20 protein-coding genes are annotated in these 24265 nt (G+C 64.1%); 5 read left to right on the top strand and 15 right to left on the bottom strand.

Annotation, left to right across the window (positions count from 1 at the left end; translation table 11 throughout):
- The first annotated feature begins 34 nt into the window (after positions 1-34).
- Entirely contained in the window at positions 35-1297 is a 1263-nt protein-coding gene (locus CAG46_RS19445) for a response regulator (protein ID WP_025337307.1), read from the top strand.
- Positions 1298-1412: 115 nt separating this feature from the next.
- On the opposite strand, the gene CAG46_RS19440 is transcribed toward CAG46_RS19445, so the two are convergent.
- Positions 1413-2441 carry a sensor domain-containing diguanylate cyclase gene (locus tag CAG46_RS19440; RefSeq protein ID WP_039614264.1) on the bottom strand — a complete coding sequence of 343 codons (1029 nt, stop codon included), beginning with the start codon at positions 2439-2441 and terminating at the stop codon, positions 1413-1415.
- A gap of 100 nt (positions 2442-2541) precedes the next feature.
- Positions 2542-3726, bottom strand: a complete 1185-nt coding sequence (gene desA / locus CAG46_RS19435; RefSeq protein WP_039614263.1) for a delta-9 fatty acid desaturase DesA — start codon at positions 3724-3726, stop codon at positions 2542-2544.
- Between the two features lie 146 nt (positions 3727-3872).
- Here desA and dibA point away from each other — a divergent pair, with 146 nt between their 5' ends.
- Positions 3873-5768 (top strand): phosphodiesterase DibA, encoded by a 1896-nt coding sequence (gene dibA / locus CAG46_RS19430; RefSeq protein ID WP_085618368.1) that lies wholly within the window; start codon positions 3873-3875, stop codon positions 5766-5768.
- Positions 5769-5897: 129 nt separating this feature from the next.
- On the opposite strand, the gene CAG46_RS19425 is transcribed toward dibA, so the two are convergent.
- From CAG46_RS19425 to tcyJ, 9 genes are all read right to left on the bottom strand, one after another.
- Positions 5898-6542 (bottom strand): methionine ABC transporter permease, encoded by a 645-nt coding sequence (locus CAG46_RS19425; protein WP_008096606.1) that lies wholly within the window; start codon positions 6540-6542, stop codon positions 5898-5900.
- Positions 6532-7641 (bottom strand): methionine ABC transporter ATP-binding protein, encoded by a 1110-nt coding sequence (locus CAG46_RS19420; protein ID WP_085618366.1) that lies wholly within the window; start codon positions 7639-7641, stop codon positions 6532-6534. The genes CAG46_RS19425 and CAG46_RS19420 overlap by 11 nt, the downstream gene beginning before the upstream one ends.
- A 1-nt stretch (position 7642) precedes the next feature.
- The gene (locus tag CAG46_RS19415; protein ID WP_085618364.1) at positions 7643-8443 is read right to left on the bottom strand and encodes a MetQ/NlpA family ABC transporter substrate-binding protein; all 801 of its coding nucleotides are present in this window, start codon (positions 8441-8443) and stop codon (positions 7643-7645) included.
- Positions 8436-9827: an LLM class flavin-dependent oxidoreductase gene (locus CAG46_RS19410; RefSeq protein WP_085618362.1), complete on the bottom strand. Its 1392-nt coding sequence runs from the start codon at positions 9825-9827 to the stop codon at positions 8436-8438. Before CAG46_RS19410 ends, CAG46_RS19415 begins: the two co-directional genes overlap by 8 nt.
- Entirely contained in the window at positions 9827-11008 is a 1182-nt protein-coding gene (locus CAG46_RS19405; protein WP_085618360.1) for an SfnB family sulfur acquisition oxidoreductase, read from the bottom strand. The genes CAG46_RS19410 and CAG46_RS19405 overlap by 1 nt, the downstream gene beginning before the upstream one ends.
- A gap of 134 nt (positions 11009-11142) precedes the next feature.
- Positions 11143-12384 carry an SfnB family sulfur acquisition oxidoreductase gene (locus CAG46_RS19400; protein ID WP_025337316.1) on the bottom strand — a complete coding sequence of 414 codons (1242 nt, stop codon included), beginning with the start codon at positions 12382-12384 and terminating at the stop codon, positions 11143-11145.
- A gap of 375 nt (positions 12385-12759) precedes the next feature.
- A complete protein-coding gene (gene tcyN / locus CAG46_RS19395) occupies positions 12760-13518 on the bottom strand; it encodes an L-cystine ABC transporter ATP-binding protein TcyN (protein WP_013970435.1) in 759 nt (252 codons plus the stop codon).
- 2 nt (positions 13519-13520) lie between these two features.
- A complete protein-coding gene (gene tcyL, locus CAG46_RS19390; protein WP_025337317.1) occupies positions 13521-14189 on the bottom strand; it encodes a cystine ABC transporter permease in 669 nt (222 codons plus the stop codon).
- Positions 14186-14980, bottom strand: a complete 795-nt coding sequence (gene tcyJ, locus CAG46_RS19385; protein WP_003257420.1) for a cystine ABC transporter substrate-binding protein — start codon at positions 14978-14980, stop codon at positions 14186-14188. Before tcyJ ends, tcyL begins: the two co-directional genes overlap by 4 nt.
- Before the next feature lie 393 nt (positions 14981-15373).
- Here tcyJ and epsC point away from each other — a divergent pair, with 393 nt between their 5' ends.
- Both epsC and betT read left to right on the top strand, forming a co-directional pair.
- Positions 15374-16306: a serine O-acetyltransferase EpsC gene (gene epsC, locus CAG46_RS19380; RefSeq protein ID WP_085618358.1), complete on the top strand. Its 933-nt coding sequence runs from the start codon at positions 15374-15376 to the stop codon at positions 16304-16306.
- Positions 16307-16639: 333 nt separating this feature from the next.
- Positions 16640-18601 carry a choline transporter BetT gene (gene betT / locus CAG46_RS19375; RefSeq protein WP_170929293.1) on the top strand — a complete coding sequence of 654 codons (1962 nt, stop codon included), beginning with the start codon at positions 16640-16642 and terminating at the stop codon, positions 18599-18601.
- Between the two features lie 126 nt (positions 18602-18727).
- Here betT and tauD read toward each other — a convergent pair whose 3' ends face one another.
- From tauD to tauA, 4 genes are read right to left on the bottom strand one after another with little or no spacing between them, the layout of a single operon-like run.
- Positions 18728-19561, bottom strand: a complete 834-nt coding sequence (tauD, locus tag CAG46_RS19370; RefSeq protein WP_075046922.1) for a taurine dioxygenase — start codon at positions 19559-19561, stop codon at positions 18728-18730.
- 48 nt (positions 19562-19609) lie between these two features.
- Positions 19610-20449, bottom strand: a complete 840-nt coding sequence (gene tauC, locus CAG46_RS19365) for a taurine ABC transporter permease TauC (RefSeq protein WP_085618356.1) — start codon at positions 20447-20449, stop codon at positions 19610-19612.
- Positions 20446-21234, bottom strand: a complete 789-nt coding sequence (tauB, locus tag CAG46_RS19360; protein ID WP_075044314.1) for a taurine ABC transporter ATP-binding subunit — start codon at positions 21232-21234, stop codon at positions 20446-20448. The genes tauC and tauB overlap by 4 nt, the downstream gene beginning before the upstream one ends.
- A 28-nt stretch (positions 21235-21262) precedes the next feature.
- On the bottom strand, positions 21263-22234 hold the full coding sequence (tauA, locus tag CAG46_RS19355; protein ID WP_075044315.1) for a taurine ABC transporter substrate-binding protein: 972 nt from the start codon (positions 22232-22234) through the stop codon (positions 21263-21265).
- Positions 22235-22888: 654 nt separating this feature from the next.
- Between tauA and CAG46_RS19350 the strand changes: the two genes are divergently transcribed.
- Positions 22889-24223, top strand: a complete 1335-nt coding sequence (locus CAG46_RS19350) for an OprD family porin (RefSeq protein WP_085618354.1) — start codon at positions 22889-22891, stop codon at positions 24221-24223.
- The last annotated feature ends 42 nt before the right edge of the window (positions 24224-24265 follow it).

Raw genomic sequence — 24265 nt, 5'->3', positions numbered from 1 at the left:
CGGACTGTGTGTCAGGGCTATTCAGGAGTTGGCGATGAACGCTGCAGACCCCACCCCACCAAGTGTACTGATTGTCGAGGGCGACCCCTGGGTACGCGACATGCTCAGCGAAATGCTGTTGAGCGTGCGCTGTGATGCCCGGCTGCAGGTCTGCGCCGACGGCTCGCAGGCCTTGAGCGCGCTGTCCAGCAAACCCGACCTGATCATTGCCGCGCGCGAACTCGCCGGTGTCGATGGCCTCGACTTGTTGCGCAAGGTGCGCGCCAAAGGTTCGGGGTTGCCGTTCATTCTCATGAGCAACCGCAGCGACAGTGCCAGTGTGCGCGAAGCACTGCCCTTGCACCCCACGGCCTACCTGAGCAAGCCGCTGAACCTGGACACCCTGCGCAAGCGCCTGGAAGAGCTGCTGCTGGCGGTTGGCGAAGAGATCGCCTGCCCGGTGCCAGCCTTGCAGGCTGGTGCCAGCCTGCCGGCCTACCTCGAACAGCGTCGCGCTACCGCCGATGGTGGGCCGCTGTTGGCCGATGTGCAGGTGGCGATCAAGCGCGCGCTCAACCCCCAGGGCCTGAACCTGAGAGTGCTCGAAGAGGAAGTGCAGGGCGACCCGCAAATCACCGCCGTGCTGATCGCTGCGGCCAACAGCGCAGCGCTGCACCGCGAAGCACCGGTGCAGACGTTGCTGCAGGCCTTGAACAAGCTTGGCAGCACCCAGAGCATGAACCTGATCCTGGGCATGACCCTCAAGCGCAGTGCGCGCCTCAGCGACCCGCTGCTGGCGGAGCATGCGGCCCGTTACTGGGAGTTGTCGCTGCACGCTGCCGAATATGGCCGCACCTTGGCACGCATGCTCGAGCTGGACGAAGGGCGTTGTTATTGCGCGGGGTTGCTGCATTGCCTGGGCGACCTGGCGGTGCTGCGCTGCCTGCAGGAATGGCGGCTGGCCGGGGGCGAGCTGGATGAGGACCAGGTGCAGCTGTCGCTCAATGAGTTCGGGGCGGCGTTCGGTTCGGCGCTGCGTACGCGCTGGCGGTTGCCGCTGGGGTTGCGCGAGTTGATCGCGGCGATCTACCAGCTGGGCGGTGGGGTGTATTCGCGGGAGATCCTGGCCATGAACCTGGCCGGGCAGTTGTCGCGGCTGCCGGCCGAGCAGGGGCTGGAGAAGGTGGCCAGCAGCAAGACTGCGCGGCTGCTCAAGCTTGGCCTGCCGGAACTGAGGCGGTTGCGTAAGGTGGAGAACCCTGAGGTGAAACCGCAGCAGGAAGAACCGCCTTTAGCTGAGGGTGAAGTTTCGGGCTGAGATCTTGGGGCCGCTTTGCGGCCCATCGCGACACAAGGCCGCTCCTACACGGGTACGCGGTTGCCTGTAGGAGCGGCCTTGTGTCGCGATAGGGGGGCAAAGCCCCCCCAAAGGCTCAGCCGCGGACGATCTGGTTCTTGCCCTGGCGCTTGGCCTGGTACATCGCCGCATCGGCCCGGGCATACAGGCTGTCCAGCGCCACATCCTCGTCAGTCAGCCCGGTCACCCCCTGGCTCACCGTCACCCCGTAGGTCTGCTCACCATGGCTGAAGCTCAGCCGCTGGATCTGCCGCTGCAAGCGCTCGGCAATCTGCTCCGCGACCTGGGCACTACAGCCGGGGAACACTGCCGCGAACTCTTCGCCACCAATGCGCCCGAACAGGTCACCTCGGCGTAGCACGGCCTTGCCGCTGTCGGCGATCTGCTGCAACACCTGGTCGCCTTCCTGGTGACCGTAGCTGTCGTTGATGCGTTTGAAGTCGTCGATGTCCAGCAGCAGGAAGGCCAGTGGCGTACCGTCTTCGCGGGCGCTGTCGAAGGCTTGCTGGGCGCATTCGAAAAAGTGCCGGCGGTTGCTGCTCTGGGTCAGCACGTCGGTGGTGGCCAGGCGCTGCAGTTCACCTTCGAGCTGCTTCTTCTCGGTGATGTCTTCGGCGATGCCAACGATGATCACCCGGTCGCCATCGCGTTGCTGGTTGATGTAGCACTTGTCGCTCAGCCAGCGTAGCTGGCCGTCGGCATTGAGGATGCGGTACTCGCGGTCTTCCACCGAGCCCTTGAGCAGTACCTGGGCCAGGCTGCGCTCGGCGAACTCGAGGTCGTCGGGGTAGATGCTGTCGCGCCACTCGTTGTAATCAGCCAGCACCAGGCTGGCCGGGCGGCCGAAGATGCGTTCGTAGGCGGGGCTGACGTACAGCACCTGACGGGTTTCCCAGTCGAAGGCCCATAGCACCGCGTTGACGCTGTCGAGCAGCGAGCTGAACAGCTGCTCGCGCTCGCTCAGGCGGGCAACCTCGCCCTGGGCGTGGAGCAGCGCAAGCAAGGTCTGGGCGGCTTCGGGAGGCGGGGTGCCGGGCAGTGTCGTTGGAATGTTCTTGGCCATGTGCACGGAGCAGATCTCGGCGTGAAAGCGTGCGGCCAGCATCTGGCCCGCCACGCGGGCGATGTGCCAGATATGAGTGTAAACGAGAGGGCGAAGTTCCGGGCGGCACGCCCCGCCAAAGGGGCGTGCCGATCAACGGCGGTCAGGCGCCGGTCGGGCGCAGGGAGTAGGTCTTGAGCTGTGCCGCGAAGTCGCGCAGGGCATGGATGCCGCTGGTTTCCGCCTCGTGTACCCAGTCCTTCATGGCGGCCAGCATGTCGTGGCCGTTGGCGCTGGTGCGCGCCCAGATCTGCTGCAGGGCCAGGCGTTTTTCGTAGATGGTCTTCAGCGCCTGGCTGTGGGCGAGCATCGACTCGATGCGCACATGGTGGCGGTCTTCCAGCAGGCTGGTCTCGCGCGACAGCAGGCGCTTGGCGCGGCGGAAGTGGTGGCGCAGCGAGGCATCGACGCGGGCCAGTTCCTGCTTGACCAGCGGGCCGATCACCAGCTTGCGGTACTGGGCCATGATCTGGAAACGGTTGTTGAGGATGGCCATGGCGGTGTCCATGTCCAGGCTGGCCTTGCCGGCCACCCGGTGGGCGATGGGCGCCACGCGCTGTACCTTGGCCAGGCGCAGCAGGCAGAACAGGCGGATCCACGCCCAACCCATGTCGAACTCCCAGCGCTTGACCGACAGCTTGGCCGAGTTGGGGTAGGTGTGGTGGTTGTTGTGCAGCTCTTCGCCACCGATGACGATGCCCCACGGCACCAGGTTGGTGGCGGCGTCGCGGCACTCGAAGTTGCGGTAGCCGAGAGCGTGGCCCAGGCCGTTGACCACGCCGGCGGCCCAGAACGGAATCCACATCATCTGCACTGCCCAGATGGTGATGCCGATAGTGCCGAACAGCAGCAGGTCGATTACCGCCATCAGCGCGATGCCGCCCAGCTTGTAGCGCGAGTAGAGGTTGCGCTCGATCCAGTCGTCCGGGCAGTTCTTGCCGTAGATGCGCAGGGTTTCGGGGTTGCGCGCCTCTTCCCGGTAAAGCTCGGCACCCTTGCGCAGCACCGTGCCCAGGCCCTTGTACAGCGGGCTGTGCGGGTCGTCGGGGGTTTCGCATTTGGCGTGGTGCTTGCGGTGGACGGCAGTCCATTCGCGGGTGTTCTGCGCCGTGGTCAGCCACAGCCAGAAACGGAAGAAGTGCTTGAGCGCGCCATTGAGCTCCAGGGCCCGGTGCGCGGAGTAGCGGTGCAGGTAGACCGTGACGCTGACGATGGTCACGTGGGTCATCAGCAGGGTGATGCCGACCAGTTGCCAGGCCGACAAGTCGAGCAGGCCGTTGTACCACATAGGTGTAAATACCCTCGGAATGCAGGAGGAGGGGCTGATTATCCCTTGGGCAGGAAATAAATACAGTCACCCGTTCAGATAGGAAGTCACGACATGTTTCAGCCTTTATAATGCCCCATCATTTTTTATGGGCAATTGCACCCGACATGTCTGTTTCCGTTCGCGACGCCTTGCGCATGGCTGCGCTGTATGTGGTGCTCTCGATCCTCTGGCTGACGCTGGCCGAGGTGGTGTTGCACGGCATGACCGAGGATCCCCTGGCACTGACCGTGGGCCGGCAGATCAACGTGGTGGTCTGGGTGCTGCTGAGCGCCTTGCTGATCTATGTGTCGCGGGTGCGGCTGCTCGACTTCATCGGCGTTGGCGCGCGTATGCGTGGTGAAGACCGTGAACGCCTGCGCATGGCTGCGGCAGTGTTCGACAGCACCCTCGAAGGCGTGCTGGTGACCGACCGCCAGGGCCTGATCGTGCACGTCAACCGTGCCTTCATGCGCATCACCGGCTACCAGCAGGACGAGGTAATCGGCCAGCGCCCGAACAAGTTCAAGTCGGGCCGCCATGGCCTGGCGTTCTACCAGCAGATATTCGCCACCCTGGCGGAAAAGGGCGAGTGGAGCGGCGAAATCTGGAACCGGCGCAAGAGCGGTGAAATCTACCCGCAGTGGCAGACCATTTGCGCCATCCGCGACGATGAAGGCGAGCTCAGCCATTACGTGGCGGTGTTCAGCGACATCAGCGCGATCAAGCATTCGGAACAGGAACTGGCCTACCTGGCCCACCACGACCCGCTGACCGACCTGCCCAACCGCCTGCTGTTCAACGACCGGGTCGAGCAGGCCCTGGCGGCAGCCCAGGCCAACAAGCGTGGTTGTGCCCTGCTGTTGCTGGACCTGGACCACTTCCAGAGCATCAACGACGGCCTTGGCCACACCATTGGCGACCAGTTGCTGAAACTGGTGGGCGAGCGCCTGGGTGAGGTGCTGGGCAGCGGCGTGACCCTGGCGCGCCTGGGGGGCGACGAATTTGGCGTGCTGGCGGAAAACTGCCATGAGGTCGGCCAGGCGGGCAAGCTGGCGCAGGGCATCATCGAGCGCATGCGCGAGCCGTTCCTGTTCGACGGTCACCGCCTGTTCATCAGTGTCAGCGTGGGCATCAGCCTGTTCCCCAGCGATGCCTTGAGTGCCGAGCAGTTGCTGCGCAATGCCGACTCGGCGTTGTACAAGGCCAAGAGCAACGGGCGGGCCTGCTATGCGCTGTACACCGAAGAGCTGACCGCCCACGCCCAGCAGCGGGTTGAAACCGCCGGCGAACTGCGCCGGGCCCTGGAGCAGGACGAGCTGCGGGTGTTCTACCAGCCGGTGCACGACCTGGCGAGCGGCCGCCAGGTCGGCGTCGAGGCCCTGGTGCGTTGGCAGCACCCCCAGCGGGGCCTGGTGCCGCCGGGCGAGTTCATCCCGATTGCCGAGCGTACCGGGCTGATTGCCGAGATCGACGCCTGGGTACTGCGCCAGGCGTGTCGGCAGATGGTGCGATGGCAGGGTGAAGGGCGACAGCTGGCGTTCGTGGCGGTGAACATCTCCAGTCGCCTGTTTGGCCAGCACGAGCTGTATCAGCAGGTGGCCGAGGTGCTGCACGACACCGGCCTGGACCCGGCCTTGCTGGAGCTGGAGGTGACCGAGAGCGCGGTGATGGAGGACCCGGAGGTGGCCCTGGAGCAGTTGCATCGCCTGCGCGAGCTGGGGGTGACCCTGGCCATCGACGACTTCGGCACCGGTTATTCATCGCTGCTGCGGCTAAAGCGCTTGCCGGTGCAGAAGCTGAAGATCGACCAGGGCTTCGTTGCCGGGTTGCCGCTGGATGAGGACGACATCGCGATCGTCCGGGTGATCATCGCCCTGGCCCGCAGCATGGGCATGCAGGTGCATGCCGAGGGCATCGAGCAGGCAGAGCAGGCCAGTTTCCTGCTGCATGAGCTATGTCAGCTGGGGCAGGGGTACTGGTTCGGGCGGCCGGTGCCTGCCGGGGATTTGCGCTGGGGTTGAGATCGCCGGGGCCGCTTTGCGGCCCTTTCGCCGGCAAGCCAGCTCCCACAAGTACTCACAAGGCTGGAGGGCAGCGCTGGCCCTGTGGGAGCTGGCTTGCCGGCGATGGGGCGCGCAGCGGCCCCCGAACTATCGTTTGTTCAAGCCTTTCGCCAACCGGTCTCCACCCAGCTGGATCAACGCCACCAACGCCACCAGCATGGCAATCACGGTCAGCATGATCTGGCTGTCGAAGCGCTGGTAGCCATAGCGGTAGGCGATGTCCCCCAGTCCCCCGGCACCGATCGCTCCGGCCATGGCCGAGGAGTTGATCAGGGTCACCAGGGTAATAGTGAAGCCCCCGACAATCCCCGGCAGCGCCTCTGGCAGCAGCACGTGCCAGACAATGTGCCAGCGTCGGCAGCCCATGGCCTGCGCAGCCTCCACCAGGCCGTGGTCGACTTCACGCAGGCTGACCTCGGCAATCCGCGCGAAGAACGGCGTGGCGGCAATGGTCAGCGGCACCACCGCCGCCCACACGCCATAGGTGGTACCCACCACCAGGCGGGTGAAGGGGATCAGCGCGACCATCAGGATCAGGAACGGGATCGAGCGGAACAGGTTGACGAAGGCACCCAGCACCCGGTTCAGCAGCGGCGCCTCGAAGATCCCGCCCTTGTCGCTGGTGACCAGCAGCACCGCCATCGGTACCCCCACCAGCAGGGCGATCAGCGACGACACGCCAACCATCAGCAGGGTATCGAGCAAGCCTTCCAGCAGGCGATCAAACCACATGGCCCAGTACCTCCACGTCCTCGGCCCAGCGGCGGGCGCGTTCCAGCAATTGATGGGGGTCGTGCGGCGAGTGCTGCACCGACAGGATCAGCTGCCCCAGGGCATGCTCGCCAATGGTTTCCACACCGCCCTGCAGCAGGCGCACGCGGCCGCCAAGGTCGTTGAACAGGGCAGACAGTTCGGGCTCGCCGAGCAGGGTCAGCCTCAGCACCACGGCACTGTCGCGGCTTGCCGGGCTGGCCCGCAGGCTGGCTTGCAGCGCGGCTGGCAACCTGGCTTGCAACGGCGCCAGCAGGGTACGGGTGACCTCGTGGCGTGGTGAGCCAAACACCCGCCAGACCTCACCCTGCTCGACCACTTCTCCACGTTCCAGCACCACCACCCGGTGGCAGATATCGCGGATTACCGCCATTTCGTGGGTGATCAGCACGATGGTCAGGCCCAGGCGCTGGTTGATGTCGCGCAACAGTTCGAGAATGGAAGCGGTGGTCTCCGGGTCCAGCGCCGAGGTGGCCTCGTCGCACAGCAGGATCTCGGGGTCATGCACCAGCGCCCGGGCAATGCCCACGCGCTGCTTCTGCCCGCCGGACAACTGCGCCGGGTACACGTGGTGCTTTTCCTGCAGGCCGACCAGCTCAAGCAGTTCGCGTACCTTGCGCTGGCGTTCGACCTTGGCCACGCCGGCCACCTTCAGGGGCAGCTCGACGTTCTGCCACACGGTCTTGGCCGACATCAGGTTGAAGTGCTGGAAGATCATGCCGATACGCCGGCGCAGGGCTACCAGGTGGTCCTCGTCGAAGGGCGCGATGTCTACCTGGTCGATCAGCACCCGGCCCTGGCTGGGTTGCTCCAGGCGGTTGATAGTGCGCAGCAGCGATGACTTGCCGGCGCCGCTGCGGCCGATGATGCCGAAGATATCGCCATGGCGGATGTTCAGGTCGATGCCTTGCAAGGCCGGTTGCGCCTGGCCCGGGTAGGTCTTGCCCAGGCCGATGAAGCGCACATGGGCTTCATTGACCTCCGGGCGCAAGGCCTGCTCCCTGGCCGTTGGCGGCAGTGGTTGTGCGGTGGGCGCCCGGAGCGCGCTGGCCTGGCTCATGTCAGCCCTCCCAACCGGCCTGGTAGAGCTTGCCGTGGGCTTTGTCCAAGGCTGCGCGCACCACTGGCGAGTGCTGGTAGATGTCGACGAACTTGGCCAGGCGTGGGTCGTCCTTGCTTTGTGGGCGAATGACGAACTGGATCACGTACTCCTTGTTCTCCAGGCCGTCGAACAGCAGTGCGGAGCCGGCGTCGAAGCTGTTGGCCAGGCGGATGTAGGCCGGGTAGCCCTGCACCAGGTCGGCGTCGTCATAGGCGCGTACCAGCTGTACGGCCTCGACCTGAAGGATCTTCAGTTTTTTCGGGTTGGCGACGATGTCGTCCTCGGTGGCCTTGTAGCCGACCCCCGGCTTGAGGGTTATCAGCCCGGCCTTGGCCAGCAGCTGCAGGCCACGGCCGCTGTTGATCGGGTCGTTGGCGATGGCCACGCTGGCGCCTTCGGGCAGGTCGGCGAAACTCTTGTACTTTTTCGAGTACAGGCCGACGTTGTTGATGATGCCCGGGGCGTAGGGCACCAGGTTGAAGCCCGCGGCCGCCTTGGCGTTTTCCAGGAACGGGATGTGCTGGAAGTAGTTCACGTCGATGTCGCCGCTATTGAGGCTGACATTGGGTGCGATCCAGTCGCTGAACTCGACCAGCTTCACTTCCAGGCCTTGCTTGTGCGCTTCTTCCACTGCGGCTTCCAGCGGGATGGCAAAGGCCGAGGTGGTGCCGATCTTCAGCGGTTCGGCAGCCAGCGCGCTGGCGGACAGGCTGAGGGTGAGGGTAATGGCCGCGACGGGCCGGAACAGTTTATCAAGCATGGTGCAGGGCTCCAGTCGGGGCAGGGGTAGAGGTAAAGCGGTAAGCCGAGCCAGGGTGGTCGGCGGGCAAATGCGGGTGGTCGGCCTGGAACAGTTTTTCGCGCAGGGTGCCTTCGGCGTAGGCGGTCTTGTAGCGGCCACGCTGTTGCAACTGCGGGATAACCAGGTCGATGAAGTCCTCGAAGCTTTCCGGGGTTACGGTGCGGGTCAGGTTGAAACCGTCCAGGCCGGTTTCATCGATCCAGGCGATCAGCTGCTCGGCCACCTGTTCGGGTGCGCCGACCAGGGTCACGTAACGGCCACCCAAGGCGTGCTGCTGCAGCAGGCGCCGGCGGGTCCAGGCGTTGTCCTGCAACTGGCGCGTGGCCGACTGGATGGCGTTGCCCTGGCTGAAGGCAATCGGCTCGTCCAGAGCGTAGGCGGCGAAGTCGATGCCGGTGGACGCTGCGAAGTGCGCGACCCCGGCCTCGGCGCTGGCATGGCGCAGGTACTCGGCATGCTTGGCCTGGGCCTGCTGCTCGGTGGCGGCGACGATCACCGTGATGCCCATGAACACCTTGACCGCTTGCGGGTCGCGGCCAGCGGCCTGGGCGGCGGCGCGCACCTTGTCGACCTGGGCGCGGGTGGCGGTTTTGTCCTGGCCACTGATGAACACGCATTCGGCATGGTTGCCGGCGAAGGCCAGGCCACGCTGCGAGCTGCCGGCCTGGAACAGTACCGGTGTGCGTTGCGGCGAGGGCTCGCACAGGTGGTAGCCGTCGACCTTGTAGAACTCGCCCTGGTGGTTGACCTTGCGCACCTTGTCGGGCCTGGCATAGACGCGCTGCTGGCGGTCGGCGACCACGGCATCGTCGGCCCAGCTGCCTTCCAGCAGCTTGTACAGCACCTGCAGGTACTCGTCGGCCTGGTCGTAGCGGCGGTCATGCTCGGGTTGCTGCGTCAGGCCCATGGCCCGGGCAGCGCTGTCGAGGTAGCCGGTGACGATGTTCCAGCCCACCCGGCCATTGCTCAGGTGGTCCAGGGTGGAAAGGCGCCGGGCGAACAGGTATGGCGCTTCGTAGGTGAGGTTGGCGGTCAGGCCGAAGCCCAGGTGACGGGTGACGGCGGCCATGGCCGAGACCAGCAGCAGCGGGTCGTTGACCGGCAGCTGGATCGACTCCTTGAGGGTGACGTCCAGCGACTGGCCGTAGATGTCGTAGGTGCCGACGATGTCGGCGATGAACAGCCCGTCGAACAAGCCGCGCTCCAGCAGGCGCGCCAGGCTGGTCCAGTAATCCAGGGTCTTGTACTGGGTCGAGGTATCCCGTGGGTGGGTCCACAGGCCGTGGTTGATGTGCCCGATGCAGTTCATGTTGAAGGCATTGAGCAGGATCTGTTTGGCCATCAGATGGTCCCCCGGCGTGGTGGGTTGGCATCGTTGAGGTAGTAGTTGCCGATGGCGTGGTACTTCCAGCGCACCGGGTCGTGCAGGGTGTGCACGCGGGCGTTGCGCCAGTGGCGGTCGAGGTTGTGTTCGGCCAGGGTGGCCTGGCTACCGCCCAGTTCGAACAGGGTGGTGCCGGCCGCGAGGGAAATCTCGGTGCTGATGGCACGGGCCTCGGCCACCGCGATGGAGGCGGCGGCCACGTTGTCGGCAGTGCTGTCGTCGCGGGCGCGGTCCAGGTATTCGCCGGCGCGCTCGAGCAAGGCTTCTGCGGCGTGCAGGCGGATCGCCAGGTGGCCGAAGCTCTTCAGCGTCAGCGGGTCATCGCTGGCCTTGTCCAGGCCGGAGTCGACCCAGGGGCGGCTGCGGGTGCGCACGAAGTGCAGGGCATCTTCGTATGCGGCGCGGGCGATGCCGGTGTCGATGGCGGCATGAAGGATCTGCGCCAGCGGGCCGACCGGGGTGGGGCGTTCGAAGGCGCTCTGGAACGGCACCACATCGGCGGCGCTGACGTACACGTTGTCGAATACCACCGAGCCACTGCCGGTGGTGCGCTGGCCGAAGCCGCTCCAGTCGTCGATCACCTGCAGGCCCTGGCTGTCGGCCGGGACGAAGGCCAGGTGCTGCACGCCCTGTTCATCGACCACCGAGGTGGGAATGCGCTGGGCGTAGATGGCGCCGGTGGAGTAGAACTTGCGGCCGTTGATGCGAAAGCCATCGCCGTCGCGGGTCAGGCGAGTGGTGCGCTCGTTGGCGGTCTTGGTGCCCAGTTCGGCCAGGGCGTTGCCGAAGCGGCTGCCGGCCAGTACTTCGGCGTACAGGCGCTGTTGCTGTTCGGGTGTGCCGTTTACCCGCAGCACTTCCAGGCCATAGAAATGGTTTTGTGGGATTTGCCCGAGCGAGCCGTCAGCCTGGGCGATGCGGGCGATGACCTTGGCCAGGGTGACGTTGGACACGCCGGCGCCGCCGAAGGCCTTTGGCACGCTGATGGCCCACAGGCCGGAGCGGGTGAACAGTTCCAGTTCGGCGTGCGGCAGGCGGCGCTCGCGGTCGCGCAGGGCGCTGTCGCGGCGCAGGTGTCGGGCGACTTCTTCGGCGACGTTCAGGGCTTCGGTGTCGCTGGTGATGATGTTTGTAGTCATGGTGTTTCTCCGGGGCCTTGGGGCCGCTTTGCGGCCCATCGCGACACAAGGCCGCTCCTACAGGAGGTACGCGATCCCTTGTAGGAGCGGCCTTGTGTCGCGATGGGCTGCAAAGCAGCCCCAAGGCCCACAAATCAGATCCAGGAATGCCGCGCGGGCAAGGTGCCGTTGAGGTGGTAAGCGCCAACCGCGTGGTACTTCCAGCGCACCGGGTCATGCAGGGTGTGCACCCGGGCATTGCGCCAGTGGCGGTCGAGGTTGAACTCGGCGAGGGTGGCGCGGCTGCCGGCCAGCTCGAACAGTTTTTCGCTGGCCTGCAGGGCAATCTCGGTAGTCAGCACCTTGGCCTCGGCCACCGCGATCGAGGCCCGCGCCGCGCTTGCTGCATCGATCGGCGCGGCGTTGACCTCGTCGAGGACCCGCGCGGCCTTGCGCAGCAGCGCTTCGGCGGCGTGCAGCTCGAGCTTCAGGCGGCCGATGTCGGCGATTACATAGGGGTCGTCGCTGGCGCGGTCGACCTTGGCCTCGATCCATGGCCGGGCCTTTTCGCGCACGAAGCTGATGGCGTCTTCGATCGCCGCTTCGGCAATGCCGGCATCGATCGCCGCCTGGATCAGCTGCGAGGCAGCGCCCTGGATGTTGGGAATGTCGCGCTGGCGCCAGTTGTCGATCACCAGGTCAGCATCCACCGGTACCTGGTCGAGCAGCACGGTGCCGCTGGCAGTGGTGCGCTGGCCGAACCCGGACCAGTCATCGACGATGCGCAGCCCCGGGCTGCCTCGGCGCACGAATGCCAGGCGCTGGCGGCCTTCGTCGTCCAGTGCCTTGACCGCCACCCAGTGGGCGAACAGGGCGCCGGTGGAATAGAACTTCTCACCGCTGATGCGATAGCTGTCGCCGACGCGGGTGATCCTGGCCTTGAGGGTCAGGGTGTCCTTGGTGCCGCGTTCGGGGCCGGCATTGCCGATGCGCCAGCCATCGAGCACGCTGCGGAAGATCACCGCCTGCTGCGCCTCGGTGGCAGTCAGGCGCAGCAGTTGCAGCATGCCGAACTGGTTCTGCGGGATCTGCCCCAGGGCCGGGTCGGCGGCGCTGATCAGGCGGAACACTTCGGCCACGGTCTCGAATGACACATCGGGGCCGCCATGGGCCTTGGGTACGCTGATGCTGCCCAGGCCGCTGCGGGTGAACAGTTCGATCTCGGCCCATGGCAGTTTGCGTTGCTGGTCGCGGCGAGCGGCCTGCTCGCGGGCGACCTCGGCCAGTTCGCGGGCCGCTTGCAGGGCTTCGGCGTCGTTGCGCAGTACCTTGGCCGGCAGCAGCAGGGGCGAGCTGTCGAGATCGCTGTGGAATTGGGTATTGGGTTGGCTGGACATCAGTACCGCTCCTTGGCTGCACTCAATGCCCTGGCGTTACGCACTGGGGTGATTGTGATCCTGACCATTCCTGACCTCACAAAAAAGTAATGCCGCTACAGCTGATCGCGACAGATGTGTGCTGGTCCGGTGGTCCGGTTTATATACCCTAATGCTTTATAAAAAGTTTATGAACTAACTCTTTGGAATATGTATAGATGGAAGGAGGAGAGTGTCTGTTCCAGGCAGGCGCGATCGGTGCAGGAGCGGCCTTGTGTCGCGAAAGGGCTGCAAAGCAGCCCCGGCAATCTCGGCAGTAATGCTGAAAGCCTGGGGCCGCTGCGCGCCCCATCGCGACACAAGGCCGCTCCTACAGGGATCTGTGTATGTGCGTGCCTATTCGGAAGCAGCAGTCCCCAGGAACTTGCGCAAGAACTGCCGGGTACGCTCTTCCTTCGGCGCCGCAAACAGCGCCTTGGCCTCGCCCTGTTCCACGATCACGCCCTTGTCGAAGAAGATCACCCGGTTTGCCACATCGCGGGCAAAGCTCATCTCGTGGGTAACGATGATCATGGTGCGCTTCTCCTCGGCCAGGCCGCGGATGGTCGCCAGCACTTCACCCACCAGTTCGGGGTCCAGCGCCGAGGTCGGCTCGTCGAACAGGATCACCTCCGGTTCCATGGCCAGGGCGCGGGCGATGGCCACCCGTTGCTGCTGTCCACCGGAAAGGCGCCGCGGGTAGGCATCTTCCTTGCCCGCCAGGCCAACCTTGGCCAGCAGGCGCCGGCCCAGTTCGATGGCCTGCTCGCGGGGCGTCTTCTTGACGATCACCGGCCCCTCGATCACGTTTTCCAGGGCGGTGCGATGAGGGAACAGGTTGAAGTTCTGGAACACGAACCCGGCCTGCTGGCGCAAGCGGCGAATCGCACTTTGCTGCCCACCCAGCGGGCGGTTGGCGTCGATGCTGATGTCGCCAATCTGGATCTGCCCGGCATCGGGTGTTTCCAGCAGGTTGAGGCAACGCAGGAAGGTGGTCTTGCCCGAGCCGCTGGGGCCGATGATGGCCACCACTTCGCCGGGCTGCACGGTCAGGTCGATACCGTTGAGCACGGTCTGGCCCTTGAACCGCTTGGTCAGGCCTTTGACTTCAATCATGCTCAATGCTCCTGGTCATGCTGGTTGACTCGCGCTTCCATGCGGTTCTGGAAGTGCGCGAGGATGCTGCACAGCACCCAGTAGATGACCGCCACCGCCACGTACATGGTGAACACTTCGAAGGTGCGCGCGGTAATCAGCTGGGCCTGGCGGAACAGCTCGGGCACCTGGATGGTCGCCGCCAGGGCGGTGTCCTTGACCAGCGAGATGAAGCTGTTGCCCAACGGCGGCAGTGCGGTGCGCAAGGCCTGGGGCAGGATCGCCCGGCGCATGGCCTGGACGCGAGTCATGCCAATACTGGCGGCGGCTTCCCACTGGCCACGGTCGATCGAGGAAATCGCCGCGCGCAGGATTTCGCAGATGTAGGCGGCCATGTTCAGCGACAGGCCGATCAGCGAGGCCGGGATCGGGTCGAGCTCGATGCCGATCTGCGGCATGCCGAAGTAGATGACGAACAGCTGCACCAGCAGCGGCGTGCCGCGGAAGAACGACACGTAGACCCGCGCCAGCCAGTTCAGCGGCAAGATCTTCGACAACCGCATCAGTGCCAGGGCAAAGCCCAGCAGCAGGCCGAAGAACATGCCGCCAACACTGAGCAGCACTGTATAACCCGCGCCCTTCAGCAGGAAGGGCGCGGAGTCGACAACGAGTTGCAGGCTTTCAGCAATCATTTGGTGACATCGGCACCGAAGTATTTCTCGGAAAGCTTGGCCAGCGTGCCGTCAGCCTTGAGCTTGTCCAGTGCCTTGTTGATCGCTGCCAGCAGTTCCGGCTCGCCTTTGCGCAGGGCCACGCCGCTTTCCAGGCGCGAGAAGGCATCGCCGGCCAGTTCGGTGTCCTTGGCTTTTTGCGCGTATTCCAGCGCGGCCAGGCGGTCGATCAGGATGGCGTCGATGCGGCCGTTGCGCAGGTCGGCGAACTTGCTCGGGTCGTCTTCATAGGTGCGCACATCGGCTTGCGGCACGTCCTTCTTGACCCATTGCTCGTAGTTGGTGCCCAGGCCTACGCCGACCTTCTTGCCGGCCAAGTCTGCGGCCTTGTGGATGTTCAGCTGCTCGGCCTTCTTCTTCAGGATCAGCGCCTGGATGCCGGAGATGGTGTAAGGCTCGGAGAAGTCATACTTCTTCTTGCGCTCTTCGGAAATGGTCACCTGGTTTATCACCACGTCCAGGCGCTTGGACTCCAGTGCGGCGAGGATGCCGTCCCATTTGGTCGGCTGCACCTTGGCCTTTACCCCCAGCTCCTTGGCCAGCAGTTCGGACAGTTCCACTTCGAAGCCGGTCAGCTTGCCGTTTTCGTCCTGGAAGCTGAACGGTGGGTAGGTGCCTTCGAGGCCGACGTTGATCACGCCTTTTTCCTGGATGGTCTTCAGCTGCTCGCCGGCGAAGGCCTGGCCGAGCAGGCCGGCACCCAGCAGGAGTGCCAGGCTGGCGTTGAGTAGCGGTTTGGCGAATTTCGACATTTCAGAGCCCCGCGCTTGTTGTGTAAGTGGTGGGTGGCGACTATAGGGTCGGCTGCTTAGGCCAGGAAATACTAAAAAATTATTTTGTTATTTCCTTTTTAATTTTTGCCAGGTGCTGGCTGCTTTGAGGGTAGGCGAGGTTGCCTGCTCCGTCATCGCGGCTTATGCCTGACTTAGCGCAGGATGGAATAAAGCGTTGTTTTTTCCAAGAGATGGATTTGCCGTAGAGTGGATTGCATGTAGGCAGGTTCGGCCCTTTCGCGGGTAAACCCGCTCCCACAGAGCCCGCACAGGCATCGAAACCTGTGCAGTCCCTGTAGGAGCGGGCGAGCCCGCGAAGAGGCCGGCCCTGCAAATAAAAATGAGTTTGGCCTACTCAGGCAGGAGAAAACCGTGAGCGAACAACCTTCACCCGGGCACTGGCAGTTGCAGAGCATCGTCACCGGCCTGCGCGGTGCCCGTGAACAATGGCGTACCCGCAATGGCCGCAGCAGCGGCGAGCAGGGCGGGCGTGAGCTGCCTTCGCGCGAAGCGATGCGGCACATCCTGGAGCAACTGTGCGGCGCCCTGTTCCCCATGCGCCTTGGCCCGGTCGACCTGCGCGAAGAAAGCGAAGACTTCTACGTCGGCCATACCCTGGATGCCGCGCTGACCGCCTTGCTGGCCCAGGCCCGCCTGGAGCTGCGCTACGCCGCACGGCAAAGCAAGGGCGAGCTGGCCGGCGTCGATGCCCATGCGCTGAGCCTGGTGCAGGGCTTCGCCGCCGCCCTGCCGGGCCTGCGAGTGCTGCTCGACACCGATGTGCTGGCCGCCTACCACGGCGACCCGGCGGCGCGCAGTGTCGATGAAGTGCTGCTGTGCTACCCAGGCATCCTGGCGATCATCCACCACCGCCTGGCGCACCACCTGTACCAGGCCGGCCTGCCGCTGCTGGCGCGGATCAGCTCGGAGTTGGCGCATTCGGCGACGGGGATCGACATTCACCCCGGGGCGCAGATCGGCCCGAGCTTCTTCATCGACCACGGTACCGGCGTGGTGATCGGCGAAACCGCGATCATCGGCGAGCGCGTGCGCATCTACCAGGCAGTGACCCTGGGCGCCAAGCGCTTCCCCAGCGATGAGTCGGGCACCCTGCACAAGGGCCTGCCACGCCACCCGATCGTCGAGGACGATGTGGTGATCTATGCCGGGGCCACGGTGCTGGGGCGGATCACCATCGGCAAAGGCTCGACCATTGGCGGCAATGTGTGGCTGACCCGCAGTGTGCCGGCCGAGAGCAACATTACCCAGGCCAACCTGCAGCTGGATTGCCAGGACAAGAACTGATCTGGCATTTCCTTGGCCTGTACCGGCCTCTTCGCGGGTAAACCCGCTCCCACAGGGCCCCCACAGATTTTGAATCCTGTGCAGTACCTGTGGGAGCGGGTTTACCCGCGAAAGGGCCGAAACAGGAGGGCACCAATCAGCGCCCCAATTCGCATTGAAATCCGATCCATGTTTAACTTGAACGCTTGTTCAATGAAAAAACGCTGGTCCGCTGCCGGTGTTCAACAGGAGGATTCCTTTGCTGAACCCGTTCATTCCGAGCCTTACGTCATTCGACGAGGTGCGCCCCCAATGAGTGCACCGACCCCTTCCCTTGCCAATGGCAAGATCCGCATGAACCCCCCGGTGTTCTATTTCGCGGCAAGTTTCATCCTCATCTTCGGCCTGGTGGTCATTTCCTATCCGCAAGCAGCAGGCGACTGGTTGCTGGCGGCGCAGAACTGGGCGGCGAACACGGTCGGCTGGTACTACATGCTGGCGATGACGCTGTACCTGGTCTTCGTGGTGGTCACCGCCTTGTCCGGCTACGGCAAGATCAAGCTCGGTGCCGACCACGACGAGCCCGAGTTCAGTTACCTGTCGTGGGCCGGCATGCTGTTTGCCGCCGGCATCAGCATCACCTTGTTCTTCTTCTGCGTGTCCGAACCCCTGACCCACATGCTGCAGCCGCCCCAGGGCGAAGCGGGCACGGCCGAGGCCGGGCGCCAGGCGATGCAGATCCTGTTCCTGCACTGGGGCCTGCATGGCTGGGGCGTGTTCGCCTTCGTCGGCATGGCCCTGGCCTACTTCGCCTACCGGCACAACCTGCCACTGGCCTTGCGTTCGGCGCTGTACCCGCTGATCGGCAAGCGCATCAACGGGCCGATCGGTTATGCGGTGGACGGCTTCGGCATCATCGCCACGGTGTTCGGCCTGGGTGCCGACATGGGCTTTGGCGTGCTGCACCTGAACGCCGGCCTCGACTACCTGTTCGGCATCGACCACAGCCAGTGGGTGCAAGTGCTGCTCATCACCCTGATGATGGGCGCGGCGGTGGCCGTGGCCGTGGCCGGGGTGGAGAAGGGCGTGCGGGTGATGAGCGATATCAACCTGTTCCTGGCCTGCGCGCTGTTGCTGTTCGTGTTGTTCGCCGGGCCTACCCAGCACCTGTTCAACACGCTGATCCAGAACCTCGGCGACTACCTGGGTGCCTTGCCGCGCAAGAGCTTCGACGTTTATGCCTACGGCGAGAACCGTGACTGGCTGGGCGGCTGGACGGTGTTCTACTGGGCCTGGTGGATTGCCTGGGCGCCGTTCGTGGGCCTGTTCATCGCCCGCATCTCTCGTGGCCGCACCATCCGCGAGTTCGTCTTTGGTGTGCTGTTGATTCCGCTGGGCTTCACCCTGGCGTGGATGTCGATCTTCGGCAACAGCGCCCTGGACCAGGTCATCAACCACGGCATGACCGCGCTGGGCCAGTCGGCGCTGGATAACCCGTCGATGAGCCTGTACCTGCTGCTGGAGACCTACCCCTGGAGCAAGACGGTGATCGCCATGACGGTGTTCATCAGTTTCGTGTTCTTCGTCACCTCGGCCGACTCGGGCACCGTGGTGCTGTCGACCTTGTCGGCCAAGGGTGGTGATGCCGACGAGGATGGGCCGAACTGGCTGCGCATCTTCTGGGGCGCGATGACGGCGCTGATCACCAGTGCGCTGTTGTTCGCCGGCAGCATCGATTCGCTTAAATCGGCGGTGGTGCTGACCTCGCTGCCGTTCTCGCTGATCCTGCTGTGCATGATGTGGGGGCTGCACAAGGCGTTCTACCTGGAGTCGCAACGGCAGATCGCGCAGATGCATTCGCTGGCCCCGTTCGCCCAGTCACGCCGCGGCCGTGGTGGCTGGCGCCAGCGCCTGAGCCAGGCGGTGCACTTCCCGTCGCGCGATGAGGTGTACCGCTTCATGGACGACGTGGTGCGCCCGGCAATTGCCGATGTGCGTGAAGTGTTCGAACAGAAGGGGCTGGTGCTGATTACCCAGGACGACCCGAGCCACGACAACGTCAGCCTGAAGATTGGCCATGGCGAGGAACAGCCGTTCATTTACCAGGTGCAGATGCGTGGCTACTTCACGCCATCGTTCGCCCTGGGTGGGCTGGGTACGCAAGAGTTGAAGAACCGCCGTTACTACCGGGCGGAGGTGCACCTGAGCGAAGGCAGCCAGAACTATGACCTGGTGGGCTACAGCAAGGAGCAGATCATCAACGACATCCTCGACCAGTACGAACGGCACATGCAGTACCTGCATCTGGTCAGGTAATAACCTGTACCGGCCTCTTCGCGGGTAAACCCGCTCCCACAGGTATAACACTGGCTTCAATACCGGTGCGGTACCTGTGGGAGCGGGTTTACCCGCGAAGAGGCCGGCACTGCTGATGCATCTCTATCAGAAGGGCGCATCCCCGAGGATGGTCGCCCGATGCATTACCCGCCGGTTCGGTCGGTAGTCATCCACGGCAAAATGCTGGGTCACGCGGTTGTCCCAGAACGCCACGTCATTCTCCTGCCACCGCCAGCGAATGCTGAACTCCGGCCGCGTCGCATGGGCAAACAGCAGCTTCAACAGTGCCTCGCTTTCCAGTTCGCTCAGCTCATTGATGCGCGTGGTGAACCCCTCATTGACGAACAATGCCTTGCGCCCGCTCACCGGATGCGTGCGCACCACCGGGTGCGACAGCGGCGGGTTGTTGCGCCGGGTTGCTTCCCAGCGCGCAAGGTCTTCCGGCGTGGTACCAAAGCGCTCCAGCGGGAACGACTTGGTGAAGTCATGGGTAGCGGTCAGCCCGTCGAGCAGCTCGCGCAGCGGCGCCGACAAGGCTTCGAAGGCAGCGATGCCGCTGGCCCACAGGGTGTCGCCGCCGTAGGCCGGCAACTGCTTGGCGCTGAGCACCGCGCCCAGGGCCGGGGTCGGCAGGAAGGTCACGTCGGTGTGCCACACGGCGTTGTCGCGCACATCGGTAACCGCCGTGTCGAGGATCAGCACCTGCGGGGTTTCCGGCACGTTGGGGTAGATCGGGTGGATGTGCAGGTCGCCGAAGCGGGCGGCAAAACGTGCCTGCTGCTGTGGGTTGATCGGCTGGTCGCGGAAGAACAGCACCTGGTGTTGCAGCAGCGCCTGCTCGATGGCGTCACGTTCTTCGACGGTGATATCGCGGCTGATGTCCACGCCGCTGATCTGGGCGCCAAGCGCCGGGCTGAGGGGGGTGATGGTCAGGCTCATGTCGGTCTCTTCAATCAGGCGCCAGGCTGCTGGCGTGGTCAACAGGATTCAGTGGCTCTGCCCGTGCCAAGGCACCAGTTTGCGTTGCAGGGCACGCAGACTCATTTCCAGGGCGAAGGCGATCAGCGCGATCAGCAGGATCCCCAGTACCACCACATCGGTAACCAGGAACTGCGCCGCCGACTGCACCATGAAGCCCAGGCCGCTGGTGGCGGCGATCAGCTCGGCGGCCACCAGGGTCGACCAGCCGACCCCCAGGCCAATGCGGATGCCGGTGAGGATGTCGGGCAGGGCGCTGGGCAGGATCACGTGGCGGATCAGCTGGGCCTTGGTCGCGCCCAGCGACTGCGCGGCACGCAGCTTGGCCGGGTCGACCGTGCGCACGCCGGTGGCGGTGGCAATGGCGATGGGGGCGAAGATTGCCAGGTAGATCAGCAGCACCTTGGACAGCTCGCCGATGCCGCACCAGATGACGATCAGCGGCAGGTAGGCCAGCGGCGGGATCGGCCGGTAGAACTCGATCAGCGGGTCGAGAATGCCGCGGGCCACGCGGTTGTAGCCGATGGCGATACCCACCGGGATGGCGGTGAGGGTGGCGGCAAGCAGGGCCACGCCGATGCGCCCCAGGCTGGCACCCAGGTGCTGCCACAGGCTGGCATCCATGTAGCCTTGAGTCAGCAGGGTCCCGGCCTTGGCCAGGATGTCGGCGGGCGAGGGCAGGAACAGCGGCTCGATCCAGCCGGCCGCGGTCACCAGCCACCAGGCCAACAGCAGGCTGGCCAGGGTCAGGGTGCTGATCCAGCGGGTAGGCAGGGGGCGGCGCAGCTTGGTGGCTGACCGGGGTTGGGTGTTGCGTTTGCCGGCGACCGGCAGGTCCAGGCTGCTCATGCGCGCTCCTGCAGGCTTTGACGTTGGGAGAACACCCGCGCCAGTACGTGCTCGCGGGTTTCGATGAAGGCCGGGTCGGACTTGATCGCCCGCGCCGGTTCACCGGCTGCGTAGCGTTGGCCGAAGTCCAGTTGCAGGCGTTCCACCACGCGCCCCGGGTTGGGCGCCAGCAGTACCAGCTCGCTGGCGAGGAACACTGCTTCTTCGATGTCGTGGGTAATCAGGAACACCGGCTTGGCGGTGCGTTGCCATACCTGCAGCAACAACTCCTGCATCTGCTCGCGGGTGAAGGCATCAAGTGCGCCGAACGGCTCGTCCATCAGCAACACCCGTGGGTCGGCTGCCAACGCCCGGGCCAGGCCCACGCGCTGCTTCTGGCCACCGGACAATTGCCAGATACGCCGCTCGCCAAAGCCGTCGAGGTCGACCAGGGCCAGCATTTCGCGGGCCTTGGCCTCACGCTCGGCGCGTGGCACGCCGGCCAGTTCCAGGCCGAATGCGACGTTGCCCAGCACGTTCTGCCAGGGCAGCAGCGCATCGTCCTGGAACACTACGCCGCGCTCGGCGCCGGGGCCCTGGACGGGCACGCCGTCCAGGGTGATGCGCCCGCCGCTGGGGGCGACGAAGCCGGCGATCAGGTTGAGCAGCGAGGTCTTGCCGCTGCCGGAAGGCCCCAGGGCCACCAGCAGTTGGCGTGGCCCCAGGCTCAGGTTGATGTCGGCCAGTACCGGGGTTTCGGCACCGGGGTACTGTGCGCTGATGCGCTCCAGTTCGAGCAAGGCCATGGCAGGCTCCGGTCGGTTTTCTACAGGCTTAGTTGGGGAGGTACTGGGCGCTGACGTACGGCGAGTAGTCCGGCAGCACCGCGTCGACCTTGCCTTGCTGCTTGAGGAAGGTGGCCGTGTCGGTCAGCGCCTGGGTGGTCGGTGCGCCCAGTGCATTGGCCTGGTCGGCGGCCAGCGGGTAGACGTTGCCCTGCAGCAGCACCGGGATGTCAGCAGGCTTGGCGCCAGACAGTTTGGCCAGCTTGCTCACGTTGTCGGGGTTGGCCAGCCAGGCTTGCGGGTTCTTGCGGTAGTCGGCGTAGGCGTCGAGGGTGACCTTGGCAAAGGCCTTGACCACGTCGGGGTGCTTGGCGGCAAAGTCCTTGCGCACGATCCATGCGTCGAAGGTCGGTGCGCCTTTCTCGGCCAGCTCGCCGGAGGTGATCAGCACCTTGCCGTTTTCCTTGGCCACGCCCAGGGCCGGGTCCCAGACGTAGGTGGCGTCGATGTCGCCGCGCTTCCAGGCGGCAATGATCGCCGGCGGCGCCAGGTTGAGGATCTGCACCTTGGACGGGTCGATGTTCCAGCTCTTCAGCGCTGCCAGCAGGCTGTAGTGGCCGGTGGAGACGAACGGCACGGCGACTTTCTTGCCAACCAGGTCTTGCGGCGTCTTGATGCTGTCGCGGGCGACCAGTGCTTCACCGGCGCCAATCTGGGTGGCGATCAGGAAGGTCTCGACCGGCAGCTTGCGGGTGGCTGCGGCGGCCAGCGGGCTGGAGCCCAGGTAGCCGATCTGTACATCGCCGCTGGCTACGGCGGTGATCACGTCGGCACCGTTGTCGAATTTGCGCCAGTCGATGCTGGCCTTGCTGGCTTTTTCGTAGTTGCCATCGACCTGCGCCACCTTGGCCGGGTCGACGGTGGTCTGGTAGGCCACGGTCAGGTCGGCAGCCTGGGCCAACCAGCTGGCGCTGGCGAGGGTCAGGGCGGCGAACAGGCGCAGCGGAGCGTGCGGGATCATGGTGAACCTCTCGTCAGACAATCGATGTGATGGATGGCGAGAAGGCTAAATGATCTAAGAAAAGTAAAATAAATAACTTTTTTGCATTAGCTTAGGAGCCAATTATTTGAAATCACCGCCTGCCTTTACGCGATCCCTGTAGGAGCGGCCTTGTGTCGCGATGGGCCGCAAGGCGGCCCCGGCAATTTATGCGGCGTTAGCTGAGATTTTGGGGCTGCTTCGCACCCCATCGCGACACAAGGCCGCTCCTACAGGGGGCGCGTTAGCAGGGAGGGCCGGTGATTTCGCTCAATGGCGAAATCCGAGAGTGCTGCTAGGCTTTTTCGTCCCAATAGAACGATACGGAATTAGGTTATGAGCAAACGTTTGCAAATAACCAAAGGTTATGAATACCAATCTGCTGCTAACGAATCGCAGTAACAGTTCCTAACATATTCCTTAAAAATCTTACCAATTCATAAAACGGTCATTTTGGATTTATAGGATTGTCATTATCCTGTAGCGCAGGTGGCGTCTTAGACCAAAGTCGCGAAACGTTTAGAAACGATTGACTAAACGGTCACGCTTTGGGACTAAATCGCCAATCCACGGTGAGCGGGGCAGCAGATCCCACCGCCAGAGATACACAAGAATTAGAACGTAGAGGAGCAAAACATGTACAAGTCCAGCCTGGCCCTGGCCGTGGCACTGGGGGTTCTCGCCCAACAAGCAGGCGCTGCCGGTTTCGTTGAAGACAGCAAACTGTCGCTCAGCTCGCGCACCATGTACTTCAACGACGACAACCGCGAAAGCGGTATCGACCAGAAAGAAAGCGGTCAGGGCTTCAAGCTCGACTACCTGTCTGGCTTCACCGAAGGCACCGTAGGTTTTGGTGTCGACGTTCAGGCACTGTGGGGCATTCACCTGGATGGTGGCCGTGGTAGCCGCCCAGATGCCAACAACACCTTCTTCCCAAGCGACTCCGATGGTTCGGCAGTCCACAACTGGGCACGCATTGGTGGTAACGCCAAGGCTCGCTTCTCCAAGACCGAGGTCCACTACGGTAGCGCCCTGGCGCCTATGCTGCCGATCCTGGTCTCCAACGATGGCCGTCTGCTGCCGCAGACCTTCGAGGGTGGCACCCTGCAGTCGAAGGAAATCGACAATCTGACCATCAATGCTGGTCAACTGACCCACGCCATGGGTCGTGCTTCGAGCAACCGTACCGGTCTTTCCGTTTCTGGCGCCTTCCGCGACAGCAACAAGTTCCAGTTCGCCGGTGGTGACTACAAGCTCACTCCAGACCTGACCCTGCAGTACTACTACTCGAACCTGGAAGACTTCTACAAGCAGCACTTCCTGGGTGCTACCCACGTCTTCAAGATCGCCGACAACCAGTCGTTCAAGACCGACCTGCGCTACTTCGATAGCCGCAGCGACGGCAAGAATGGCGAGACCGGTTATGCCTTCGACAACAACGGTGGCTACGCGAAGAACGGGGGCGAGGTCGACAACAAGACCTGGAGCGCCATGTTCACCTACACCCTGGGTGGCCACGCGCTGATGCTCGGTCACCAGCAAGTGGGTGACGATGGTGGTTTCGTCTGGCTGAACCAAGGTAGCGTCCGCAAGGACGGCGCCACTTCCTCGCTGGAAGGCAATGGCGGCGCAAGCTTCTACCTGTTCACCGACAGCATGATCAACCAGTTCGCTCGTGCCGGTGAGAACACCACCTTCGGTCAGTACTCCTATGACTTCGCGTCCCTGGGCGTTCCAGGCCTGAAGGCTTCGGTGGCCTACCTGCGTGGTGACGACATCCGCAACAAGTCGGGCGACGGCAGCTACAACGAATGGGAACGTGACGCACGCGTCGACTACACCATTCAGCAAGGCTCCCTCAAAGGCCTGGGCTTCAGCCTGCGTCAGGGTGTCTACCGTGGTAGCGGCGAAAGCATCGGTGACAAAGACCAGACTCGCTTCATCGTGAACTACACTTACAACTTCCTGTAAGCCGTAGCTGAACAAGGAGCCTCGCCTAGTGCGAGGCTTTTT

The organism is Pseudomonas sp. B23(2017), from assembly GCF_002113725.1.
Classification (GTDB): domain Bacteria; phylum Pseudomonadota; class Gammaproteobacteria; order Pseudomonadales; family Pseudomonadaceae; genus Aquipseudomonas; species Aquipseudomonas putida_Z.
The sequence above is the reverse complement of the archived record's forward strand: the minus strand, read 5'-3'. Positions and strand labels throughout refer to the sequence as shown.